The following is a 15,800-nucleotide window of genomic DNA, read 5'->3' on the forward strand; positions in this document are numbered from 1 at the left end:
ATATGTGATCTATCTCCGTTTTGGATCTGTAGCTGGCTAAAGATCCATCAATGTAGTTTTTATCCACAGATAATGCGTCAAAGTTATGCAAAAAAGAGTAAAACTCGCAAAAAAAGCCGTCGTCAAGGCTGTAAATTGAACCAGTGATCGGGATTTATTGGGGTTATCCCATAAATCTGTGGATAAATAGGTGTAAGATCCTGTTCATTATCGCTGTCAGTAGGTGCACAAGATAATCAGAATAAAAGTATTTCATCGGTGGGAGGAAAGAAAACTTCCGTTAAATCATGCTATTATTCATTCCATCCACAATGCATAACAATACATCTACCGTCACTTTTAATTCAGCTTGTTTTTTAACCGACTTTAGCAGGTTTATCCCCCATGTCTGTTTATTCACTGCCACCAGCACCACCCACTGATGAACATCAACTTTTTCAACGTGCTCAAGCTTTGTCAGGTTTTACCCTTGGCGAATTGGCAGCGCGTGCTCAATGGGTTATTCCGGCGGACTTAAAGCGGGTAAAAGGCTGGGTTGGTATGTTGCTGGAGTTTTATTTGGGGGCCAGTGCTGGCAGTAAACCTGAACAGGACTTTGCCGACATCGGCATTGAGCTGAAAACCATACCTATCAGCGCTCAGGGCAAACCATTGGAGACCACCTTTGTTTGTGTCGCCCCCCTGACCGGCAACAGTGGCATCACTTGGGAAAGCAGCCATGTGCGGCATAAACTGGCCCGAGTATTGTGGGTACCCGTAGAAGGAGAGCGGCAGATCCCGCTCGCGGAACGTAGAGTCGGCGCGCCTTTATTATGGAGCCCGAATGCGCAAGAAGAAGAACTACTGCGGCGTGACTGGGAAGAGTTAATGGACCTTATCGTTCTTGGCAAAGTAGAAACCATCACCGCTCGCCACGGTGAGGTACTCCAATTGCGCCCGAAGGCCGCCAATAGCCGTGCGTTAACTGAAGCCATCGGTGAAAAAGGGCAACCGATCATGACACTACCCCGTGGTTTTTATCTGAAAAAGACCTTTACTGGCCCGATGCTGGCCCGTCATTTCTTGTTGTAACCGGTGCGCTAGACGCCCTACTACAACACCAATTACTTTGACTCTGTTCCGATTAATAAATAAAAGCGTATAATTGTATTTTTGTGTTTCCGTAAGGTGTATAGGCGCAATGTTTGAATGGGTTGCCGATCCAAATGCCTGGTTGGCGCTAGGCACGCTGACTATCCTGGAGATTGTTCTTGGGATAGACAATATTATTTTCCTCTCTTTGGTGGTCGCAAAATTACCTAAAGCGCAACAAAACAGAGCCCGCCGTATTGGCTTGGCTGGGGCCATGTTAATGCGTCTCGCATTACTTGCTTCTATTGCCTGGGTTATCCGCCTGACCGAACCTCTGTTTACAGTGGCAGGCCACGGTGTCTCGATGCGGGACTTGATCCTGTTGTTAGGGGGATTATTCCTTATCTGGAAAGCCAGCAAGGAAATTCATGAAACCATTGAGGGGAGCGATACTGAACACACCAGTAATGTCAGCTCTTTCTTTGCGGCTATCGTGCAAATTATGCTGTTGGATATCATCTTTAGTCTGGATTCAGTGATAACAGCAGTTGGGCTGTCAGATCATCTGTTTATTATGATGGCTGCCGTGGTTATTTCTGTCGGGGTGATGATGTTTGCTGCCAGACCAATTGGTGAGTTTGTTAATCGCCATCCATCAGTCAAAATGCTGGCGCTCTCTTTCCTGATATTGGTCGGCTTCACGCTGATGTTAGAAAGTTTCCAGATCCACATTCCAAAAGGCTACATTTACTTCGCTATGTTCTTCTCAATGGGGGTTGAAACCCTGAATTTGATGCGCGGAAAAAAGAGTAAGCCGACTGATAAAAAAATATCTACTCAATAGATTTAAAGGTGCGAGAAGGCTGCTTGCACTAGAGAGGCCCAAGGATGGGCTGAGCAGTACACTTGCAAGATAGCGGGTTCAACATCTTCCAGGGGCAGTTCACGGCCCCGTTTCCCACTTTTTTCTGTACTTTTCCCTTACACGCTTCCCCCAACTGCGGTGCTTCGATATAGTCGAATAAGGCAAGTTTTACTTATACCCAAAAAATTGGTGTTTCAGTAAGGCCAAACGAACACATCCTGAAGCAGTTATTCAAATAGAGAATTCGGGTGCGTGGGCGTAGCTAACGACGCTGCAATACCAACTACCAAAGGTATGGCCTGATAATTTCAGACATTAAGGAAGGTCGGCAATGCAATATCATCGTATCCCCCACAGTTCATTAGAAGTCAGCCTGCTGGGTCTGGGCACCATGACATTTGGTGAACAAAATAGTGAAGCCGATGCCCATGCGCAACTGGATTACGCCGTTGCGGCCGGTATTAACTTGATCGATACCGCAGAAATGTACCCAGTGCCCCCAAGGCCAGAAACCCAAGGGTTAACTGAGCAATACATTGGTAACTGGATAAAAGCACGCGGTGAGCGTGACAAAATCATTTTAGCCAGCAAAGTCTCCGGGCCATCACGCGGCAGCGATCAACCGATTCGCCCCAATATGGCACTGGACCGGAAAAATATCCGCATCGCGTTGGAAGATAGCCTTAGACGCCTCAATACTGATTATCTCGATATTTATCAGTTACATTGGCCACAACGTGAAACCAACTGTTTTGGTAAATTGAATTATCGCTACAGCGAACATACTGCTGTGGTCACCTTGCTTGAAACACTGGAAGCCCTGAATGAGCAGGTGCGGGCAGGGAAAATCCGTTATATCGGTGTATCAAATGAGACCCCATGGGGGGTGATGCGCTATCTGCAACTGGCAGAAAAACATGATTTACCGCGTATTGTCTCAATACAGAACCCCTACAGCCTGCTTAACCGCAGCTTTGAAGTTGGTTTGGCCGAGATAAGCCAACATGAAGGCATTGAGCTATTGGCTTATTCCAGCCTGGCCTTCGGCACCCTGAGCGGCAAATACCTTAATGGCGCAAAACCTACCGGCGCACGGAATACATTGTTCAGCCGTTTTACACGTTATACCGGGCCACAATCCGAGTTAGCGGTAGCGGAATATGTGGCACTGGCAAAACGTCATGGGCTGGACCCCGCACAGATGGCGCTGGCTTTCGTTCGCCAGCAACCGTTTGTGGCCAGTACCTTGTTAGGTGCAACCACACTGGAACAACTGAAAAGTAATATTGATAGCCAGAATGTCGTTCTGGAGCAGGAGGTGCTTAATGCATTGGAAGAAATCCACACCCGCTTTACCTTCCCTGCACCTTAAATTCAGTTGGGTTTAAATAGCAAAAAGGCCGCTAATGCGGCCTTAGACTACTGACAATAAATAATGCCGCACTCGGCGGCATTGATATTGACTATTATCCCATCATTTAGCCGCTTTACGGCGCAGTTGCTGCCACTGCCAGCCCCATAGCAACGCAATCGCCAGCGCGAAGAGCACACCGAAACCAACGCCAACCGCGACGACTGGCGCGCCCAGTTTTACTACCACCGAGTAGAGCCCCAGCATCAACAACATTGCGGTATTCTCACCCAGATTTTGCACTGCAATGGCATTCCCGGCGCCCACACTTTGTTTGCCGCGCTCTTGTAACAAGGCATTGAGCGGTACGACAAAGAAACCGCCTAAGATCCCGATAATAATCAACAGTAAATAGGCCATTGGCATACTGTGTTGCAGTGAGAATGCCGCCACCACCACACCAATTAATACCCCCGCCGGTAAACAGCGTTTTACTGTTTTAAGTGTCACGAAACGTGCCGCAGCACCCGCGCCAATCACAATCCCAATCGCCACCATGGCATTTAACAGCGTCGGGGTTGCGTTATCGGCAATCCCCAATGCTACCGGCACCCATAGCACCAGTAGGAAGCGCAACGTGACCCCTGCGCCCCAGAACAGGCTGGTCCCCGCCAGTGAGAAGCGAGTTTCGCCATCCCGCCACAGAATGCGGCATGCGGCAAAAAAACTGCCGGTCATGGCCCGTGGCCGCCATGAGCTGCCGGTTCGGGCAGCAGCCAGATGTGGGATAAATAGATTAGCCACCACCGCAATGGCATACACCAGCGCACAGACACTCAATGCCGCGATCAGATGCCAATCAGCCAGCACCCCACCGGCGACTGAACCGAGTAAAATAGCCGCAATGGTTGATGCCTCCATCATGCCGTTGGCTTTAACCAACTGCTCGCCGGAAGTGATTTCTCCCAAGATGCCATATTTAGCTGGTGAATAAGCCGCAGCCCCTACTCCAACCAGGCTGTAACCAAGAAATGGATTCAGACCAAAACAGATAACTAATGCACCCGCCAACTTCAGGCCATTCGCGACCATCATCACTCGCCCTTTGGCAAAGCTATCAGCCACTTGCCCGACAAACGGAGCCAGGATGATATAAGTGGCCACAAAGGCCATTTGCAAGATAGGCTGGCTCCAGTCGGGATATAACTGCTGCTTAATTAATGCCAAGGTGGCAAAAAGCAGTGCATTATCACCAAAAGCTGAGAAAAACTGAGCGCCAAGTACGGCGATCATTCCTCTGGAGAGCAAAGGCTTATCTGACAATGCTTGCTGACTCATTCGCTCATCTCCGCATCTTGTGCCATTTTAGTTAACGTAACAAAGTCAGGTTTACCACTCCCCAGTAGGGGTAATGCTTTCACTACTCTGATATCACGTGGAACTGCCAGTTCTGGCACCCCACCCTCACGTGCGGCTTTAATCAGCCGTTCGCGGGTAATTTCACTGTCAGTGGTAAACAGCACCAGTGCTTCTCCTTTGGCGCTGTCGGTTTTAGCCGCTGCGGCATGTTGCCCCTCGGGCGAGATACGTAATGCCAGTTGTTCGACACTCTCCAGTGATACCATTTCACCGGCTAATTTGGCAAAACGCTTCACCCGCCCGCGAATGGCGCAGAACCCCCGTTCATCGAGGGTGACAATATCACCGGTATCGTACCAACCCTCCTCACGCTCACCCTGAGCATTCTCCGCCGCCGGTTGTTCCAACACCCCCGGATGCTCTACGCGCAGATAACCGCGCATAATATTGGGGCCGCGCAATTGTAAACGCCCACCTTGCTCGATTCCCGGCACAGTTATCAAGCGCGCCTCCATACCAGGAAGAATGCGCCCAACGGTATTCACTTTCGCTGCCATCGGCACGTTAATCGCCACTACCGGCGCACATTCGGTGACGCCATACCCTTCCAGAATACGAATGCCGAATTTGTCCTGCCAAATCTGTTTGGTGCTATCAGCCAGTTTTTCAGCCCCAGCCACCACATAACGCAACCGAGCAAAATCATAAGGATGAGCAAAGCGAGCATAGTTGCCCAAGAAAGTTGACGTGCCAAACAGCACGGTGCAGTTACGGTCATACACCAATTCTGGTACCACCCGATAATGCAGCGGGCTGGGGTAAAGGAATACTCGGCTACCGGTCATCAGCGGAGTGAATAACCCCACCGTCAGGCCGAAAGCATGGAACAGCGGCAGCGAAGACATAAAGCGATCACGCGGGGTGAAATCGGCAATGGTGCGGATCTGCTCAACGTTAGCCAATATACTTGCGTGAGAATGTACCACGCCTTTTGGGTTCCCCTCCGAGCCGGAAGTGAACAAAATCAGTGCGCTATCATCCGCCTGTTGTGGCAACATCGCCCGGCGCGGACAGCATAAATGGAATAAAATCCACAATTTGTCTGCCAGCGTAACCGTATCTTTTAAATCTTCCAGATAGACCCAATTTGCCTCAGTAACCTGTTCGGGCAAATGTGTCAGTTTGCCTTTTTCCAAAAACTGGCGCGAGGTGACGATGGTTTTCAACGACGCCGCAGTAATTGCACTCTTCAACCCTTTGGCACCCGAAGTGTAATTAAGCATTGCCGGAATACGGCCACGCAGAGAAGCACCAAAGATCGCCGCCGCAGTAATCGTCGCATTCGGTAATAACATCCCAACATGCTCGCCCTGCGCGGTGAAGCGTTGCAGGATACGGCTGACACCGAGGATTTTCTTCAGTAGCGTTTGATAACTGTCTTCTTTAAATGAAACATCCTCAATACAGGGTTTAAAACGCCCATAACGAGTTTGTGCCGATAACAACGCTTCAAACAGCGTTTCCCGTGGCACAATAGCCATACGCGCGGCCATCATAATGGCGTGTAAGTGTTCACCCGCCAACACCCGACGGTCACGGGCACGCGGCGCTTGCGGCATGGGTAACGTGGTCGCAGGCAAAACATGAATGCTGATTTTTGGGAACCAGCGGAGTTTGAGCACATCACCCAAACGCCCAAAATGAGTAAATTCTGGCCCTTCCAAACGGATTGGGACGACCGTAGCGCCTGATTTGGCGGCAATAAATGCAGCACCATCATAGATTTTCATCAATGAGCCGGTTACGGTAATACGCCCTTCAGGGAACACCACGACTGGCCTGCCTTGTTCTACCATCCTGACCAAATGTTTGATAGCCATTGGCTTGGTAGGGTCCAGTGCGACAAAATCGATATAAGGTTTTAGCCAGCGCATATACCAGCTCTCAGAAACACTGGTATAGACCGCAAAAACCGGCTTGATCGGCAGAAATAATGCGAGCAAAGCCCCATCAAGGAAAGAGACATGATTCGGCGTAATTATCAGTTTTTGATGGGTAAACTGATCCGTCACACCATCAATGGTGACACGAAATAATCGACGAAAAAGAGCACGCAATAAGCGATAACCCATGTTTATTTCCCTATAAGACAATGAATATGAAAAAGAGAGAATACTATAATAGTGGCTAAAATATTGCTAACAGGAGGCTGATAATCACAGCAGCAGGAAGAAATAAAAAAAAACCTACGCATCTGCGTAGGTTGGTGCAAATAAAAAACTGGCTTTTAACACACAGCGTATGTTGATTACTCACCAATTAATACCTCTGGGATGAATACTGTATCCGTTTCAGTGAAGCCACAGCCAGCAAGCAATCGCAACATTTACGTGCAAAGTGTAACCAGTAGTGAACATTGTCAGAAAGACGAAATAGGTTTGTAATTCATTGAGGTGCATTGCCAAAATAATGGGTGCTGCCGCTATCCCACCGGCAACACCCTAAGCCTCGCTAAGATAAAATTAGTATCGCGCCACCTCAACCAGACAACTCATTGCATTCGGGCCTTGAGTTAAACGCGAGGTACCAATGTCTAGCGTCAGAACGTTGGGGTTACCTGATTGTTCAACTTTATGTTGCTTGCCGCCGAAACCGGGATCAAACCAGGCCCCTGTTGCCATTAACACTACCCCTTGAGTGACACCATCAGTAATACGCACTCCCGCCAGACAATGACCCCGTAAGTTGCTGACCTGAACCTGACTGCCCTCAGTAATGTCACGTTTGGCTGCATCTTGTGGGTGCATATACAACGTTTCACGGCCGGCGGTTTTATTCCCTTGCGCCAATGGCGCCGGATCAAGTTGGCTATGCAGACGATCCTCGGGTTGAATAGAGATCAGATGCAGCGGCCACTGCTCAGCCTGTGGTGCCCCTAACCACTCAACCGGTGGTTGCCACTCGGCATGAGGCGCAAAATCCTCATAGTGATAGCTGGCGATTTTCTCACTGAACAGCTCAATTTTGCCACTTGGCGTTTGCAGCGGATTAGTCTGTGGGTTTTCGCGAAAAGCATCAAAGAACACGAACTCCTTTGGCGGAGCAGGTAAATCAACATGGCCCCGTTGCCAAAAAGATTCAAAATCAGGCCATTCCACCCCGTGTGGCTGTTGTGCCACTCCGCACTCCTGGTAGATATGTCGAATCCAGGCCATTTCATCTCTATTTTCGGTAAATTCACTGCGATAACCCAGTCGTTCGGCCAAATCAGCAAAAATATCAAAATCGTTACGGGCCTGATGTTGTGGCGCAATCGCCTGATGCATCGCCAATACATAGCGATCGCGTGACGAGCCACCGATATCATTACGTTCCAGCGAACTGGTCACTGGCAGCACGATATCGGCCATTTTAGCCGCAGGTGTCCACCAGATATCCTGCACAATCACGGTGTCCGGCTTTTGCCACCCCTCCACCAGCCGGTTCAATTGCTGATGATGGTGGAATGGATTGCCGCCAGCCCAATGCACTAAATGAATATCGGGATAGGTATGGGTTTCCCCTTGGAACTGATACGGCTGCCCCGGTTGCAGCAACATGTCACAAATGCGGGCCACTGGAATAGCCAACCCAGATGGATTTTTACCCACCGGCATACTTGGCCCCGGCGTGTCTATCCGCGGGTTACCCACACCGTTCATCGATCCATGACCAAATGAGAAGCCACCGCCGGGCAGCCCCACTTGCCCCAGCATGGCTGATAAGGCAATCATCATCCAGTAAGGTTGCTCACCACGGTGTGCGCGCTGTACTGAATAGGAGCAGGTCATAAAACTGCGAACACCGATAAGTTGCTGGGCTAACTGGGTAATTCTTGGTGCGGGAATACCGGTAATCTCGCTGGCCCACTCAGGTGTTTTAGCAATACCGTCATTCACCCCACGAATGTAATCAGCTAATTGCTCATAGCCCACACAATGAGTAGCCAGGAAAGCCTCATCCTGCCCGTCAACACGTTGGATTTCATAAGCCAGCGCCAGCATCAGTGCTACATCTGTATTGGGACGAATCGGTATCCATTCAGCATTCACAAATGCCGGGCAATCATCCCGCATCGGGCTGATGTTAATCACTGGCGTGCCTTTTTGTGCCAGTTTTTCCAACCAGGGTTTTAATGAATGTTCCGCCGACCCGCCGGAAGAGACCTGAGCGTTTTTCAGTGCCAACCCGCCGAACGCAATAAACAGTTCACAATGCTCAACCACACTCGGCCATGATGTCACCCTGCCGGTCAACGGGCTAAAAGTACCAATCACATAAGGCAGAAAAAACTGTGCCGAGCCCCAACTGTAGTTGCCCAGTTGATCAACCCCACCGCCGCCGCTGAAATAGAAACGCCGGACTAATGAACGCGCGTGATGTAAACGCCCGGCAGAAGACCAACCATAGGAGCCGGTAAATATCCCTGACGGGCCATAACGGTCCCTGACCCGGCGATTCTCTTGCGCCACTAAATCCAGCGCGACCTCCCACTCCACCTCAACAAAGTCTTCCCGACCACGCAAAGTTCGATCACTTTTCTCTCGCTGCTGTAACCACGATCGGCGTATCGCCGGTTTGCGAATACGTTTATCGGAATAAACCATGGGTGTAATGGATTCCAACAACTGAGAAGGGTTGGGATCATTGGCAAATGGCTCGCAACGGATCAGTTTGCCATCTTCAACAACAGCGGTAAAAGCGCCCCAGTGGGCAAGCTGGGGGTAACGGATGATGGACATGGCTATCTCAGGCAATTAAATAGATCATAAAAATAACATTCAGCGGGCAGTAAGACCAAAGCACAATTTCGACTAAACATAATCGTTTTGTACTAACCGTTTCATTTAATGCGCTGGGTTAACCAAGGCAGGTCAAATCGAAACCTGTGGCTTGCGAAAACCACAGGTAATCGTGCTAATTGCTGTTTCTGTGATTTTTTCTCACCAAGTTGCGATCTTCCCCCCTTGCGGGCAACACCGTTTTCCGCAAAACTGAGTGATGTAAGCGATTACCCTGAAAATCTCTGGAAGAAAAATGGCCACTATTAAGGATGTTGCCAAGCTGGCGGGTGTTTCCGTCGCGACGGTATCTCGTGTTATCAATAATTCTCCCAAGGCCAGTGAGACATCACGTATGGCGGTCTGTAACGCCATGGAACAACTGCAATATCACCCGAACGCCAATGCGCGGGCGCTGGCCCAGCAATCAACTGAAACGGTAGGCATGATTGTTTCTGATGTGTCAGATCCATTCTTTGGATCGATGGTCAAAGCTGTCGAACAAGTGGCCTATGCCACCGGAAATTTCTTGCTGATTGGTAACGGTTACCATGACGAAGAGAAAGAGCGTCAGGCCATCGAACAACTGATTCGCCATCGTTGTGCCGCCCTGGTGGTTCATGCCAAAAAACTGTCCGATGAAGAATTGACATCATTAATGGAACAGATCCCCGGTATGGTGTTGATTAACCGCACATTACCGGGTTTCGAAACCCGCTGTGTCGCATTAGATGACCGTTATGGTGCCTGGTTGGCAACCCGCCATCTGATTCAGCAAGGGCATAAACGCATCGCTATTATTTGCTCTAATCACCAAATTTCCGATGCCATTGATCGCCTACAAGGCTATTTGGACGCACTAAAAGAGTTTGAGATTCCGGTTGATGACCGCTTAATATCCTACGGTACACCAGATGAGATTGGCGGCGAACAGGCCATGACCGACCTGCTCGGCCGTGGTAGACACTTCACGGCAGTTACCTGTTATAACGACTCCATGGCTGCTGGCGCATTGTCTGTTCTCAGCGACAACAGCATCGAAGTGCCGCAAGAGATCTCACTGATTGGTTTTGATGATGTATTAATTTCTCGTTATCTGCGCCCCCGGCTGACCACCATCCGCTACCCGGTCGTTGCGATGGCGACACAGGCCGCAGAATTGGCGCTGGCGCTGGCCAACCATACCCCGTTGCCAGAAATCACCAATATGTTCAGCCCAACGCTGGTCCGCCGCCATTCTGTCGCCAGCCCGCAAACGCCCGCAGATGACTGAGAACTGTCGATAACAAAGAGCTGCAACCCGCCTGCGCTATGCATAACTGCCGCGATATCCGGCAGTTATGCCACAAAAATCGCCCACTACGCCGCACCCAACGAGAGTGCCACGCCCGGCTGTTATGGTGTTATGACACGGGCCGACTGGGGCAATAGCTACCCAGCCAAGAGGTTTACGATTGATGATTACCATGTTGGATGTCTCTTTGCGCGCCGGTGTTTCCAAGGCCACTGTCTCCCGGGTATTAAACGGCACCGGGCAGGTGAAGGAAAGCACCCGTGAGGCGGTGTTTAAGGCGATGGACGAACTGGGTTACCGCCCTAATTTTCTAGCACAATCACTGGCCAACAGAAGCTCCAACAGCATCGGGTTAGTGGTTTCGAACTTTGAAGGCCCCTACTTTGGTCGTTTACTCCAGCAGGCTGCGAAACTGATTGAAGCCAGTGGTAAGCATTTGATCGTGACAGATGGCCACGATACGCCACAAGGCGAACAGCAGGCAGTTCAGTTACTGGCTGACCGTTGCTGTGATGCCATTATTCTTTACACTCGCTCAATGTCTGAAGCTGATTTAATGCAATTGCTTGCCAACGTAGCCGCCCCCTTGATGGTTATTAATCGTGATTTACCCCTGGCCCGTGAGCGCTGTGTGTTCTTCGAACAGCAACAAGCTGCATTTAATGCGGTTAATTATCTGATACAGCAAGGGCATCGTGATATTGCCTATATTACCGGGCCAATCACCACCTCCACGGCCCAATCCCGCCTTGCCGGTTATCAGCAAGCGCTGGAGGCGCACGGAATCGCGCTGAATGAAGATCTGATTATCCATGGCGATAGTGGCGTACCTGACGGTTATCAAGGATGTCAGGCACTATTGGCACGCGATATTAGCTTCAGCGCGCTGTTTATCTACAATGATGATATGACTATCGGGGCGATGAAAGCCCTTAATCAGGCGGGGAAAAAGCTACCACAAGATGTTTCGTTATTTGGTTTTGATGACGAACCTACCGCACCTTACCTGCAACCGGCACTCTCAACTGTGTATCTGCCGATTGATGCGATGATTGAAGCCGCCATTACTCAGGCGTTGAAGCTGATTGCGGGCAAACCGGTGCTACCGCTGCCCCCCTTCATCGGTGAGTTAAAATTACGTGATTCGGTGGTACCGGGGCCCTATTACCGCTGAGGACGTTTGTATCAAATGCAAATAGGATCAAATGCAGGTAACCGATAGCCTTGAGTTATGTCTCTGGCTATCGGCTGAGGACTTTTTTGTATAAGCTAATTCAACCTATCCTTTTGATAACAAAGTCGTTAAATCTGCTCTAATGCAATAAGTTCTTCAATGGTTTGCCGACGGCGAATTAAGCGCGGCTGCCCCTGTTCGAACAGCACTTCCGGCAATAATGGGCGGCTGTTGTAGTTCGAAGACATCGACGCACCATAAGCCCCGGTATCGTGGAATACCAAATAATCACCAATTTTAGCGGCGGGCAATGCGCGGGTTTCCAATCCACCACCCGCTTCCTGAGTGAATACATCACCTGACTCGCACAGCGGACCGCCAACTACCGTATCAATCAACGGTGCCGATGTGAGGTCGCGCCCATCAGCAGGCAGCAACGAAATATGGTGATAACTGCCATACATTGCTGGCCGCATCAAATCGTTAAATCCGGCATCCACCAACACATAGTGGCGACGGCCCATATCTTTAACAGCCCGCACCTGCGCCACCAGAACACCTGACTCGGCCACCAGAAAGCGGCCTGGCTCAATTTCCAGACTAACCGGATGGCCGAGATGGGCGGCAATTTGCTCTCTGGCTTTATTCCATAAGCCATAATAGTGTTCGGTATCAATCTCATCATCACCAAATTGATAAGGGATCGATAACCCACCACCGGCAGAGATAGCGCTGATATCCTGCCCCAGTGCAATCACCTGCTGAACCATGGCATCACAAACTTGCTCCAGATGTTGATAATCAACACCAGAACCAATGTGCATATGAACACCCACCAGCGTTAAACCATATTTTTTAATTTTCTCAATAGCTTGTGGTAAATCTTGATGCCAGATGCCGTGTTTGCTGTTCTCACCGCCAGTATTGGTTTTTTGGCTATGACCATGACCAAAACCCGGATTTATCCGCAACCAAACGGGGTGCCCTGGGGCATGTTGCCCCAGTTGATCCAGCATATCGATTGAACCGGCATTGACCGGAATGTTTAATTCAGTCACCCGTAATAACGTGGCCTGATCCAGCAGATCTGCGGTAAATACGATCTCGGCCGGTTCCTGCCCCGGCTGGAAGCCAGCATGTATCGCACGTTCTATCTCACCCAACGAGACTGAATCGACTTTGACACCCTGCTCACGCATCAAACCGAGAATATGAATATTCGAACAGGCTTTCTGGGCAAAACGAATAACATCAAAATTTCGTAATTTGTTGATTATTTGAGCAATTATCTCACCATCATACGCCCACACCGGGCAGCCAAATTGCTCAGGCAGAGCCAGCAGATTGTGGGCAGTCAGTGCCGAAGTGGTGTCATAAAGTGTGCGCGGCATAGGTTTTTCCTAATAATTGTTCATCAATATGTTGGGCGAAAAAAATGATTTCGCTGATACCTCATTATTAGCAACTGAATACCTGTTAGGAAAATATCTATTTACCGTGAGTCTATTCATTTATGATATAGCTTACAGTAAACCGTCGCTACTTCAGGAGTGTTGTGATGCCCACCATTTCCCTACGACAAATCGAGATTTTTCATGGTGTCATGACCACCGGTAACCTGACTGAAGCCGCCTTATTACTCCAGACATCCCAACCCACCGTTAGCCGTGAACTGGCCCGCTTTGAGCAATTAGTCCAATTAACACTCTTCGAGCGTGTACGTGGCCGCCTCTATCCCACAGTACAAGGCTTGCGGCTATTTGAAGAGGTACAACGCTCTTATTACGGTCTTGATCGCATCCGACAGGCTGCTGAGGGTATTCGTCAATTCCAACAGGCGCAGCTTTCTATTGCCTGCCTACCGGTCTTTTCTCAATCGCTGCTACCCGCCGTGTGCAAACCCTTTATTGACCGCTACCCGGAAGTCAGTCTGAGCATCATCCCGCAGGAATCGCCGCTACTGGAAGAGTGGCTTTCAGCTCAGCGTCATGACCTTGGTCTGACAGAAAACACCCAGACTCCTGCCGGTACGTTGCGCCATCCCCTGATGACCGTGAATGAGATTTGCGTATTGCCCAGTGACCATCCGTTGCGGGATAAATCACTACTGACACCACAAGACTTCCAGGGTGAAAACTTTATCAGCTTGTCCGTTACCGACAGCTATCGCCAATTATTGGATAAACTATTTATTGAACAAGGCATTAGCCGAAGGTTAGTGCTGGAAACTCACAGTGCTGCATCAGTCTGCGCCATGGTACGGGAAGGGGTGGGGGTATCGATTGTCAATCCACTCACGGCATTAGACTATATTAGCAAAGGGGGCGCTGAAGGCGTGTGCGTGCGGCCATTCAGCGTCGAAATCCCCTTTACTATCAGTCTGATACAACCGAAACATCGCCCATCATCTACTTTGGTAGATACGTTTATCGAGCATTTAAAGCAGCAGGCCATCACTTTCCAGCAGCGCCTAACCCAAGTGATTACCCAACAATATTAAGTTTTCGCAACGGGCCTAAACAGCGTTCACCTTACCGGCACGCGCCCGGGAGAAGGTAAACAGGCACAGTAGCAGCCCCATCACCGCCAGTGCCGCGGCGGCAAAGGGCACGGCGGTTAAACCTAACCCACGAGCAATCACCACACCACCAACCCATGCCCCTAAAGCATTGCCGACATTAAAGGCGGCAATATTCAGGGTCGACACCAGATTAGGTGCTTTTTTACCATAGGTAACCACATTGATTTGTAGTGCAGGTACTGCTGAGAAAGCTGCCGCTGACCATAGAAACAGTGTCACTTCTGCTGCCAATAATGAATAGCTGGTCCAACTGAACAAGGCAGAAAACAGAGCGATTAACAGGAAAGTCATCGTCAGACTGATGGAAAGGTGCCAATCGGCCAGCCGCCCCCCAACAATATTGCCCAATGTCAGACCAACCCCCATCAGCAACAATGTCCAACTGACACCATGTTCTGAAACCTGCGTCACTTCTGTCAGAATGGGGGCGATGTAAGTAAAGAGAGCAAACATAGCGGCGGCAAAAAAGACCGTCATCAATAAAGATAGCCAGATTCCCCCTCCACGCAGTGCAGCTATCTCTTTACGCAGTTCGGTCGGGGCCTCTTCCTGAGAGGAAGGCAATTTACTGTAAAGGGCGGCCAGTGAGAATAAACCGATGACTGAAACCACCCAGAATGTTGAGCGCCAACCGAAAGCCTGCCCCAGCGCGGTCCCTAGGGGCACGCCCAGCACATTGGCCAGCGTCAGGCCAGTAAACATCAGTGCCACCGCCGAAGCTCGTCGATTCGGCGCCACCAGATTGGCGGCAACCACGGCACCAATCCCAAAGAAAGCACCATGACACAGCGCCGTTATCACTCTGGCCAGCATCAGAAAATCATAGTTGTATGCCAGAGCACACATCAGGTTACCGATAATAAAGATCACCATTAATAGTAATAATGTCTTTTTACGTGGCAACTTTGCGGTCAGTACTGCCATGATAGGTGCGCCGATTGCCACTCCCAGCGCATAACCACTGATTAACCAACCGGCAGTTGGAATCGAGATATGTAAGTCACCCGCCACCTGAGGCAGCAGCCCCATAATGACAAATTCGGTGGTACCAATAGCAAAAGCACTCAGTGCCAATGCCAGCAGCGCAACAGGCATAATACCAGCTCCCAGTCAGACAATATCAGCCCGCCGTAGATTGCGGGCAGAACAAATTGTTGCCGATAATGGTTAATTAACCGGCACCATGTAGTGAGTCACAGAAGAGGCGAAACCGTGAGCATCGCCGAAAACGCAGTAATAACCTTATAAATTATAATTGTTTATTTTCTTAACTAACTAAATAGAA

Annotated in this window: 11 protein-coding genes; 6 read left to right on the forward strand and 5 right to left on the reverse strand. The window is 49.8% G+C overall.

The features are described 5' to 3' along the window. The first annotated feature begins 384 nt into the window (after window positions 1–384). The 3 genes from mutH (at window position 385) to V1952_RS13505 (ending at window position 3,308) form a co-directional block, all read left to right on the forward strand. Complete coding sequence (gene mutH / locus V1952_RS13495; RefSeq protein WP_050073625.1) at window positions 385–1,071, forward strand: DNA mismatch repair endonuclease MutH; 687 nt, start codon at window positions 385–387, stop codon at window positions 1,069–1,071. A 109-nt stretch (window positions 1,072–1,180) separates the two neighbouring features. Next, entirely contained in the window at window positions 1,181–1,915 is a 735-nt protein-coding gene (locus V1952_RS13500) for a TerC family protein (RefSeq protein WP_372559791.1), read from the forward strand. A gap of 352 nt (window positions 1,916–2,267) precedes the next feature. After that, window positions 2,268–3,308, forward strand: coding sequence for an NADP(H)-dependent aldo-keto reductase (locus V1952_RS13505; RefSeq protein ID WP_372559792.1), 1,041 nt, complete (start codon window positions 2,268–2,270; stop codon window positions 3,306–3,308). A gap of 102 nt (window positions 3,309–3,410) precedes the next feature. Here the strand turns inward: V1952_RS13505 and lplT are convergent, their stop codons facing one another. The 3 genes from lplT to V1952_RS13520 form a co-directional block, all read right to left on the reverse strand. Continuing rightward, complete coding sequence (lplT, locus tag V1952_RS13510) at window positions 3,411–4,625, reverse strand: lysophospholipid transporter LplT (RefSeq protein ID WP_420074915.1); 1,215 nt, start codon at window positions 4,623–4,625, stop codon at window positions 3,411–3,413. Beyond that, window positions 4,622–6,778 carry a bifunctional acyl-ACP--phospholipid O-acyltransferase/long-chain-fatty-acid--ACP ligase gene (gene aas / locus V1952_RS13515; RefSeq protein ID WP_372569556.1) on the reverse strand — a complete coding sequence of 719 codons (2,157 nt, stop codon included), beginning with the start codon at window positions 6,776–6,778 and terminating at the stop codon, window positions 4,622–4,624. The genes lplT and aas overlap by 4 nt, the downstream gene beginning before the upstream one ends. A 390-nt stretch (window positions 6,779–7,168) precedes the next feature. Next, window positions 7,169–9,427, reverse strand: a complete 2,259-nt coding sequence (locus V1952_RS13520; RefSeq protein WP_420074916.1) for a molybdopterin guanine dinucleotide-containing S/N-oxide reductase — start codon at window positions 9,425–9,427, stop codon at window positions 7,169–7,171. A gap of 295 nt (window positions 9,428–9,722) precedes the next feature. On the opposite strand from V1952_RS13520, the gene galR reads away from it, so the two are divergent. Both galR and V1952_RS13530 read left to right on the forward strand, forming a co-directional pair. Continuing rightward, window positions 9,723–10,739, forward strand: coding sequence for an HTH-type transcriptional regulator GalR (gene galR, locus V1952_RS13525; RefSeq protein WP_083162848.1), 1,017 nt, complete (start codon window positions 9,723–9,725; stop codon window positions 10,737–10,739). A gap of 184 nt (window positions 10,740–10,923) precedes the next feature. Continuing rightward, a complete protein-coding gene (locus V1952_RS13530; protein ID WP_420071958.1) occupies window positions 10,924–11,934 on the forward strand; it encodes a LacI family DNA-binding transcriptional regulator in 1,011 nt (336 codons plus the stop codon). 128 nt (window positions 11,935–12,062) lie between these two features. Here the strand turns inward: V1952_RS13530 and lysA are convergent, their stop codons facing one another. After that, window positions 12,063–13,325, reverse strand: a complete 1,263-nt coding sequence (gene lysA / locus V1952_RS13535; RefSeq protein ID WP_420074917.1) for a diaminopimelate decarboxylase — start codon at window positions 13,323–13,325, stop codon at window positions 12,063–12,065. A 167-nt stretch (window positions 13,326–13,492) separates the two neighbouring features. On the opposite strand from lysA, the gene V1952_RS13540 reads away from it, so the two are divergent. Next, window positions 13,493–14,434: a LysR family transcriptional regulator gene (locus V1952_RS13540; RefSeq protein ID WP_420074918.1), complete on the forward strand. Its 942-nt coding sequence runs from the start codon at window positions 13,493–13,495 to the stop codon at window positions 14,432–14,434. A 15-nt stretch (window positions 14,435–14,449) separates the two neighbouring features. On the opposite strand, the gene V1952_RS13545 is transcribed toward V1952_RS13540, so the two are convergent. Continuing rightward, a complete protein-coding gene (locus tag V1952_RS13545; RefSeq protein WP_420074919.1) occupies window positions 14,450–15,610 on the reverse strand; it encodes an MFS transporter in 1,161 nt (386 codons plus the stop codon). Between the last annotated feature and the right edge of the window lie 190 nt (window positions 15,611–15,800).

Origin of the sequence: Yersinia sp. 2542 StPb PI (assembly GCF_048593855.1) — a bacterium.
Classification (GTDB): domain Bacteria; phylum Pseudomonadota; class Gammaproteobacteria; order Enterobacterales; family Enterobacteriaceae; genus Yersinia; species Yersinia enterocolitica_E.

Excerpts from the sequence above, each read along its gene's own strand:
- V1952_RS13530 (WP_420071958.1), top strand. The coding sequence starts at position 10,924 with ATGATTACCATGTTGGATGTCTCTTTGCGCGCCGGTGTTTCCAAGGCC.
- V1952_RS13540 (WP_420074918.1), top strand. The coding sequence starts at position 13,493 with ATGCCCACCATTTCCCTACGACAAATCGAGATTTTTCATGGTGTCATG.
- V1952_RS13545 (WP_420074919.1), bottom strand. The coding sequence starts at position 15,610 with ATGCCTGTTGCGCTGCTGGCATTGGCACTGAGTGCTTTTGCTATTGGT.
- galR (WP_083162848.1), top strand. The coding sequence starts at position 9,723 with ATGGCCACTATTAAGGATGTTGCCAAGCTGGCGGGTGTTTCCGTCGCG.
- V1952_RS13500 (WP_372559791.1), top strand. The coding sequence starts at position 1,181 with ATGTTTGAATGGGTTGCCGATCCAAATGCCTGGTTGGCGCTAGGCACG.
- V1952_RS13520 (WP_420074916.1), bottom strand. The coding sequence starts at position 9,427 with ATGTCCATCATCCGTTACCCCCAGCTTGCCCACTGGGGCGCTTTTACC.
- mutH (WP_050073625.1), top strand. The coding sequence starts at position 385 with ATGTCTGTTTATTCACTGCCACCAGCACCACCCACTGATGAACATCAA.
- lplT (WP_420074915.1), bottom strand. The coding sequence starts at position 4,625 with ATGAGTCAGCAAGCATTGTCAGATAAGCCTTTGCTCTCCAGAGGAATG.
- V1952_RS13505 (WP_372559792.1), top strand. The coding sequence starts at position 2,268 with ATGCAATATCATCGTATCCCCCACAGTTCATTAGAAGTCAGCCTGCTG.
- aas (WP_372569556.1), bottom strand. The coding sequence starts at position 6,778 with ATGGGTTATCGCTTATTGCGTGCTCTTTTTCGTCGATTATTTCGTGTC.
- lysA (WP_420074917.1), bottom strand. The coding sequence starts at position 13,325 with ATGCCGCGCACACTTTATGACACCACTTCGGCACTGACTGCCCACAAT.